Source organism: Teichococcus rhizosphaerae, assembly GCF_002631185.1.
GTDB classification, from domain to species: domain Bacteria; phylum Pseudomonadota; class Alphaproteobacteria; order Acetobacterales; family Acetobacteraceae; genus Pseudoroseomonas; species Pseudoroseomonas rhizosphaerae.
Map to the genome: position 1 here is coordinate 1 of NZ_PDNU01000083.1, position 8232 is coordinate 8232.

Annotated in this window: 5 protein-coding genes; all 5 read left to right on the forward strand. The window is 72.8% G+C overall.

Annotated features, from left to right (window positions below):
* Positions 1–1070: efflux RND transporter permease subunit (locus CR162_RS21230; RefSeq protein WP_141563279.1), on the forward strand; the 1070-nt coding region annotated here is incomplete at its 5' end.
* Between the two features lie 149 nt (positions 1071–1219).
* Entirely contained in the window at positions 1220–3658 is a 2439-nt protein-coding gene (locus tag CR162_RS21235) for a heavy metal translocating P-type ATPase (protein WP_218014953.1), read from the forward strand.
* Positions 3659–3671: 13 nt separating this feature from the next.
* Complete coding sequence (locus CR162_RS21240; protein WP_086062511.1) at positions 3672–5834, forward strand: protein-disulfide reductase DsbD family protein; 2163 nt, start codon at positions 3672–3674, stop codon at positions 5832–5834.
* A gap of 536 nt (positions 5835–6370) precedes the next feature.
* The gene (locus tag CR162_RS21250; protein ID WP_099097479.1) at positions 6371–7795 is read left to right on the forward strand and encodes a multicopper oxidase family protein; all 1425 of its coding nucleotides are present in this window, start codon (positions 6371–6373) and stop codon (positions 7793–7795) included.
* A 31-nt stretch (positions 7796–7826) separates the two neighbouring features.
* Positions 7827–8232 (forward strand): DUF411 domain-containing protein (locus tag CR162_RS21255; protein WP_099097480.1); only part of this gene is annotated, 406 nt, incomplete at its 3' end.

Here is an 8232-nt window from a genome sequence, read left to right on the forward strand (position 1 = left end):
CCCCCGGCACCACCAGCGCCTTCGCCGAGCGGGTCGAGGGCGGCTACTACCTGGAGATCGAGCCGGACCGGGCGGCCCTGGCCCGCTACGGCCTGACCGTCGGCGACCTCCAAGAGACCATCGCCACGGCGCTCGGGGGCGAGCCGGTCACGACCACCGTCGAGGGCCGCGCGCGCTACACGGTCAACGTCCGGTACCCGCGCGGCCTGCGCAGCGACCCGCAAGGAATCGCGGCGCAGGTCCTCGTGCAGAGCATGCAGGGGGCCGCCATCCCGCTGGGGCAGCTGGCGGCCGTCCAGCTGCGCCGCGGCCCGCCGACCATCCGGACCGAGAACGCGCAATTGGTGAACTACGTCTATGTTGACATGCACGGGCGTGACATCGGCGGCTACGTGGCCGACGCGCAGCGGGCCGTCGCCGGGCAGGTGCGGATGCCGCCCGGATACCATGTCGAGTGGAGCGGCCAGTTCGAGTACATGCAACGCGCCAAGGCAAAGTTGGCCATCGTCGTGCCGGTGACCCTGCTCATCATCTTTGTGCTGCTCTACCTGAACTTTGGGCGGCTGACCGAGACGATCATCGTCATGCTCTCGGTCCCCTTCGCGCTCGTCGGAGGCATCTGGCTCATGTTCATGATGCAGTTCAACATGAGCGTGGCCGTCGCCGTCGGGTTCATCGCGCTCGCCGGGGTGGCGGCGGAGACCGGCGTCATCATGCTGATCTACCTTGACCACGCACTCGCGGAGGTTCGGGAGCGGTGCCGGGCCGAGGGGCGGCGCCTGACGCAGGAGGATCTGCGCCACGCCATCATGGAGGGCGCGGTTGAGCGGGTGCGGCCCAAGATGATGACGGTGACCGCCATCATGGCGGGCCTGCTGCCGATCCTCTGGAGCACCGGCACCGGCTCGGAGCTCATGCAGCGCATCGCGGTTCCGATGGTCGGCGGCATGGTGTCCTCGACGGTGCTGACCCTTTTGGTGATCCCGGCGATCTACGGACTGGTCAAAGGATGGCGCCTGCCACGGACGGAGGCGGCTCAGGAGCCGGAGTCATTCGCGATGGCGGAGTGACGGTTGGCGATGAGCCAAGGAAGCCTGCCGCAGCCAGCCTCCAGGGAGTGCCGCCGCCGCCGAGGCGGGGCCGGACGGCGGCCCTTGACCTTCCCAGTGTGGGAAGCCCCATGTGGCCCGGCAGTCGGGATTATCAGGAGACGGGCGCAATGGACGCTCTGACTGCGGAAGCCGGGACCGCCGCGATGGCCGGGGGCGGTGCCGAGGTGGACATCGGCATCGAGGGCATGACCTGCGCCTCCTGCGTCGGCCGGGTCGAGCGGGTCCTGAAGCAGGTACCCGGCGTCTCCGGCGTCTCCGTCAACCTCGCCACGGAGCGGGCGCGCGTCGCCTTCGCCGGGCCGCCGGACACCGCGGCGGTGGCCAGGGCCGTGGAGGAGGCGGGGTACGATGTCCCCGTGTCCGAGTTCGACCTGAACGTCCAGGGCATGACCTGCGCCTCCTGCGTCGGCCGGGTCGAGCGGGCGCTCAAGCAGGTGCCGGGCGTCATTGAGGCCGAGGTGAACCTGGCCACGGAGCGGACCCGCGTCACCGCCGCCCGCGGCGCCGTCTCGGTCGATCAGCTCGTCGCCGCCGTTCAGAACACGGGGTACGAGGCCAGTCCGGTCGAGCAGGCGGGCTCCCCGGCGGAGGAGGCCGATGCGGCGGCGGCACGGAGCCGCCGCGACCTGTTCCGCGTCGTGACCGCGGCCGCGCTCTCGGCGCCGCTCCTGCTCGGCATGGTGGGGCATCTGCTCGGGGCCGAGTGGATGATGCCGCCGGGCTGGGTTCAACTCGCCCTCGCGACGCCGGTGCAGTTCTGGCTGGGCTGGCGGTTCTACGTGGCCGGGTGGAAGGCCGCGCGGTCCTTCAGCGGCAACATGGACCTGCTGGTTGCCCTGGGCACGACGGCCGCCTGGGGCCTGAGCGTCTACGGGCTGCTGACGGCGCACGGGGATCACGCGCCCGCGCTCTACTTCGAGTCCTCGGCGCTCATCATCACCTTCGTCCTGCTCGGCAAGTGGCTGGAGGCGCGCGCGAAGGGACAGACGGCCTCGGCCATCCGCGCGCTCATGGATCTCCGGCCCGACAAGGCGCGCCTGCGCCGGGGCGGCGCCGAAGTCGAGGTGCCGCTCGCCGAGGTCCGGGTCGGCGACGCCGTCGTGGTCCGCCCCGGCGAGCGCATCCCGGTGGACGGGCGCGTGGTGGAGGGTGGCGGCAGCGTCGACGAGTCCATGCTGACCGGCGAAAGCCTGCCCGTGGAAAAGGTGGTCGGTGCCAAGGTCACCGGCGGCGCCATCAACACGGACGGCCTGCTGGTCATCGAGACCACCGCCGTCGGCGCCGAGACCACGCTGGCCAGGATCGTCCGGCTGGTCGAGGGCGCCCAGGCATCCAAGGCGCCGATCCAGCGCCTGGTGGACCGCGTCAGCGCGGTCTTCGTCCCGGTCGTGCTCGGCATCGCGCTCGTCACCTTCGTCGGCTGGTGGGCGGTCACGGGTGACGCGACGGCGGCCATCCTGAACGCGGTGGCGGTCATGGTCATCGCCTGCCCCTGTGCCCTGGGCCTGGCGACGCCGACCGCCATCATGGTCGGCACCGGCGCTGCGGCGCGGCACGGCATCCTGATCAAGGACGCCGAGGCGCTGGAGCGGGCGCACGCGGTCACCACGGTCGCGTTCGATAAAACCGGGACCCTGACCGAGGGGCGCCCCGAGGTGACGGACGTCGTCCCCGTCGAGGGGACGGGCGCGGCGGAGGTTCTCCGGTTGGCCGCTGCCCTCCAGGCCGGGAGCGAACACCCGCTGGCGGCCGCCGTCCGGCGACGGGCCGAGGGCGTCACGCCGCTCGCGACCATGAATTTCCGGGCGCTCGCCGGGCGGGGCGTCTCGGGCGCGGTCGAGGGCCGCTCGCTCGTCCTCGGCAACCGGCGCCTGCTCGAGGAGAACGGGCTGGCCGGGGACGCGCTCGCCCCGGCGGCCAGTGACCTCGAGGAGTCGGGGCGGACCGTGTCCTGGCTGGCCGAGACGGCGCCCACCTGCCGGGTTCTGGGCCTGATCGCGTTCGGCGACAGCGTCAAGGATTCGGCCCGTGGCGCCGTTGACCGGCTGCATCGCCAGGGCATCGAGACGGTCATGCTGACCGGCGACAACCGAGGCGCCGCGGCCGCCGCCGCCCGGTCGCTGGGCATCGACAAGGTGGTCGCGGAGGTGCTGCCCGAGGGCAAGGCCGAGGCGGTCGCCGGGCTGCGCGGCGAGGGCAGGGTGGTCGCCATGGTCGGCGACGGCATCAACGACGCGCCTGCGCTCGCCGCGGCGGATGTCGGCATCGCCATGTCGACCGGCACCGACGTCGCCATGCACACGGCGGGCGTGACCCTGATGCGTGGCGACCCGGCGCTGGTCGCAGGCGCCATCGACGTGTCGCGGCGGACCTACCGCAAGATCCGGCAGGGGCTGTTCTGGGCCTTCGTCTACAACCTGGTCGGCATCCCCCTGGCGGCCCTGGGGCTGCTCAGCCCGATGGTCGCGGGCGCGGCGATGGCATTGAGCAGCGTCAGCGTGGTCACGAACGCGCTCTTGCTCCGCGGCTGGAACCCACGGTCGTAGCGGCGGGGCAAGCATGAGCATCGGAGGGGCGGCGCGCGTGGCTGCCACGATTGAGGCGGACCGATACCGCAAACGCTTCGGGACCATATCGGAAGCTCTCCGAGTCCGCCCGCGCCTGCTCGCCGCGGCGCTCGTCGCCTTCGTCCTGGCGTGGCCCGTCGCGGCGCCGATGGCGGCGAGCGGCCCGTGGATGTCCGGGGAAATCGTTCGCGCCCGCCTGCTCACGGCGGCCGACACAGCAGGATCCGACAAGGAAGTCCGCGCGGGGCTCCAGGTCGCTATGGGCGACGGCTGGGACACTTACTGGCGGTCGCCCGGGGACGCCGGAACGCCGCCCGCGGTGGACTGGACCGGCTCGGTCAATGTCGCCTCGGTGGATTGGCGCTGGCCCGCGCCCACCCGGTTCACGCTGTTCGGGCTCGAGACCTTCGGTTACTTCGACAAGGTCGTCTTTCCCCTGACCATCGTCTCCGAACGTCCCGGCGAGCCGGTCGCGCTCCGGGGCAGGCTTGACATCCTCGTATGCAGCACCGTCTGCGTGCCCAAGAGCCTGGAACTCTCGCTCGACCTGCCAGCGGGCGCCGCTGCCGTGGACCCGGAGGCGGCCAATCTCATCGCCCGCTACGAGGCCCGGGTGCCGGACGACGGCTCGCGGTCCGGGCTCGCGGTGGACGGCGTCGCCGCGCTGCCCGGGAACCCAGCCGCGCTGGAGGTCCGGATTTCCTCCCGGCAGCCGCTCTCGGCGCCGGACGTCATCGTTGAGAGCGGGCGGTGGACCTTCGGCAGGCCAGAGTTTTCCTTCAGCGCCGACCGCGGGACCGCGACGGCGCTGCTCCCCGTCACCTCGGGGCCGGACGTCGTCAGTATGCCGGGCTCCGACGTCACGGTGACCTTGCTCGACGGGCAACGGGCGTCGGAGACCCGAGGCACGGTCGCGGCGGGCGCCACGCGAGCGGGGTGGGGCAGCCTGCTGCCGTTCCTTGGCGTGGCGCTGCTTGGCGGCCTGGTCCTCAACCTGATGCCGTGCGTCCTGCCGGTGCTCAGCCTGAAGCTCATGGCCGCCCTGCGCCACCGGGGGCAGGCGCGCCGCCAGATCCGCCTCGGCTTCCTGGCCACGGCGGCGGGCGTCGTCGCCTCCATGCTCGCCCTCGGCGGCGCGCTGGCCGTCCTCAAGGCCGCCGGGCTCGCCGTTGGCTGGGGCATGCAGTTCCAGCAGCCTGTGTTCCTCGTGGCGATGGCGGCCGCCCTCGCGGTCTTCGCGGCGAGCCTCGCCGGGCTGTTCGAGATCCCGCTGCCATCGCGCCTCGCGACCGCGATGGGCCGTGCGGGCGGGGACGGGCTCGCGGGCAGCTTCGCGGCCGGGGCGTTCACCACGGTGCTGGCGACGCCGTGCTCGGCACCCTTCGTCGGCACGGCCGTCGGCTTCGCGTTGGCACGGGGCCCTGCCGAGATCCTGGCCATCTTCGGCGCCCTGGGGGTTGGGCTGGCCGCGCCGCATCTCCTGGGCGCCGCCTTCCCGGGCGTGGTCCGCCTCCTGCCGAGGCCGGGATGGTGGATGATCGCGCTCCGATGCGTGCTGGCCATCGCCCTGACGGGGACCGCGGCCTGGCTCCTGACCGTGCTGGCTGCCCAGACCTCATGGCTGGCCGCGGGCGCGGTGGCCGCCGCGCTGGTGGTGCTGACGGGGGCGCTGGCGCTGCGCCCGCGGATCGGCTCGCCCGCTGCCGCGGTGGTGGTCGTGCTCGCTCTGCTCGGCGCCGGAACCGCGCCCGCCGTGCTTCGGGCGGCTCCGCCGAATGCCGCGGCGACGGCCTGGGCGCCGTTCGACGAGGCCGCCCTCCGGCGGTTCGTCGCCGAGGGCAAGGTGGTCTTCGTGGACGTGACCGCCGACTGGTGCGCCAACTGCAAGGTCAACGACGCCCTGGTCCTGGAGCGCCCCGAGGTGGCCGCGGCCCTGGCCGAGCCGGGCGTGGTCGCCATGCGGGCCGACTGGACCCGCCCGGACGTCCGGATCTCCGACTACCTCGCCAACAACGACCGGTTCGGCATCCCCTTCAACGCGGTCTACGGCCCGGGTGCCCCACGGGGCATCGTCCTGTCCGAGGTCCTGAGCCGCGAGGCGGTGCTGGACGCGCTCCGGCGCGCCCGCGGGGCCGACCTGGCGCCGGTTCGGTGAGGGAGTTCGGATGGGCGTGACCTTGCACGGCGAACACCACGGTGCATATCGTCCGGCCATGGGCATGCCCGTCCTCCGACGCCTGCTGCTGGTCCTGACGGCCCTCGCCTTCGTGCTGGCGACGGCGCTGCCGGGGACCGCGTCGGCAATGCCCATGCCCGGCGGCACCACGACGGCCGGAGGCCCCGGCCAGTCCTGTGGCGACTGCGCGGCCAAGGCACCCGGCGGCGATGGCGGCGCCAAGATGATGCCGTGCAGTGCCCTCGCCTGCTTGGGTGCATTCGTCGGCCTACCGGCCCCGGCGGTCCTCAGCGCGCCCGTTGCCGTCGCGTTCGAGTACGCTGTGGGGGCGCCTGCGGGCCAGCGGGGCCGGGCGCTCCCGCCCGACCCTTTCCCACCCAGACCCACCACCCTCGTCTAACCGTCGCCCGCCCACCGCGGGCGGCGGACGGAGATCCATGGGTCCGGCCTTCGCCGGATCCGCGCCGTGCACCCGCCCTCCTGCGGGCCGCGGCGGCATGACGAGGACGGAAAACATGCCAATCACCACCCCGCCGGACCTGACGCGGCGGCAACTCTGGACCGCAGGCGGCGCCCTCGCTCTGGCGGGCACGCTTCCCGGCAGGGGACATGCCGCATCCGCCACCAGCGTGCCCGCTTCCCTGCGGCTGACCGCCGAACCGGCCCGCGCATTGATCGCCGGGGACGACCAACCGGCCACAGCCGTCTGGTCCTACAGCGGCTCGGTCCCCGGACCCGTGCTCCGGGTCCGCCAAGGGGCGAGGTTCCGCGCCACCGTGGAAAACCGCCTGGACGAGGGCACGACCGTGCACTGGCACGGCATCCGGCTGCCCAACGCCATGGACGGCGTGCCGGGACTAACCCAACCGTCCATCAAGTCCGGCGGGAGCTTCGCCTACGAGTTCACGCCGCCCGACGCCGGGACCTTCTGGTACCACCCGCACGATAACGGCCTGGTGCAGCAGGGACGCGGGCTGGCCGGGGCGCTGATCGTCGAGGAGCGGGAGCCGCCCCGGGTGGACCGCGAGCTGCTCTGGGTCATCCAGGACTGGCGGCTGACGCGCGGCACCCAGATCGCTCCGGGCTTCGGCGGCCGCATGGAGGCGGCGATGGGTGGCCGCCTCGGCAACACGGTCACCGTCAACGGCGGGGTGCCAGACGCACTCAACGTCCGCGCTGGGGAGCGCGTGCGGCTGCGCATCATCAACGCAGCCACGGCGCGCATCATGGCGCTGCGGTTCGAGGGGCACCGGCCCGTCGTCATCGCCTTCGACGGCCAGCCCTGCGAGCCGCACGAACCCGCGGGTGGGCGGCTGCTGCTCGGTCCCGCCATGCGCGCCGACGTCATCTTGGACATGGTTAGCGAGCCGAGGCGCCGCTACGCCGTGATCGACGACTTTTACGGCCGCTCAGCCTACGAGCTCGTCGCGCTCGCCTATGACGGCTCCGCGCCCCTTCGCGGCCACCCACTGGACGCCCCGGTCCGCCTGCCGCCGAACCCGCTTCCCGAGCCGGACCTCGCCACGGCCGAGCGGCACGAACTCGCGCTCCAGGGCGGGATGATGGGCGGCAGGGGCATGATGGGGATGATGGGCATGCGCGGGGCGGCATGGGCCATCAACGGCATGTCCATGACCGGCAGAGGCGACACGGGCATGCCGCCGCTGCTGACCCTCGCACGCGGCCGGACCTGCGTGCTGTCGCTTCGGAACGAGACCGCGTGGTGGCACCCGATGCACATGCACGGCCACAGCTTCCGGGTCCTGACCCGGAACGGCACCGCGGTGGCCGGGGCGGAATGGGGCGACACGGTGCTCGTCGAGCCGCGCCAGACCGTGGAGGTCGCCTTCGTCGCCGACAACCCGGGCGACTGGATGCTGCACTGCCATGTCATGGACCACGAAGTCAGCGGCCTGATGGGCGTGCTGCGGGTGGCCTGAGCCGAGCCGGACACCGAGAAAAGGAGAACCGATGACGACCTCACTCTTCCGCCGCGCCTCCCTTTCGGCGGCAGCCAGCGCCCGGCTGCGCGCGCAGGCAAACACCCCGACGCAGGTCACGCTCCGAAAGAGCCCGCAGTGCAACTGCGAGGACTACGCGGCGCACCTTCGGCGGAACGGCTTCGCCGTCGGCGTTCGGCTGACCGGCGCCCTGGCGACGATGAGCCGCGCGGCGGGCACCCGTGAGGAAGTGGATGGCTGCTATATCGCCGCTGCCGAAGGCTGCGACGCCGAGGGACACGTCCCCGCCGGAGCCATTCGCAGGCTCTCAGCCGAGCGGCCGCGGATGAGGGCCACCACTCCCGCGGGGACGCCGCTCGGCACGGCGGGGACTAGGCGGGAGCCATTCTGCATCCACGCCGTCGCCTGGGACGGCA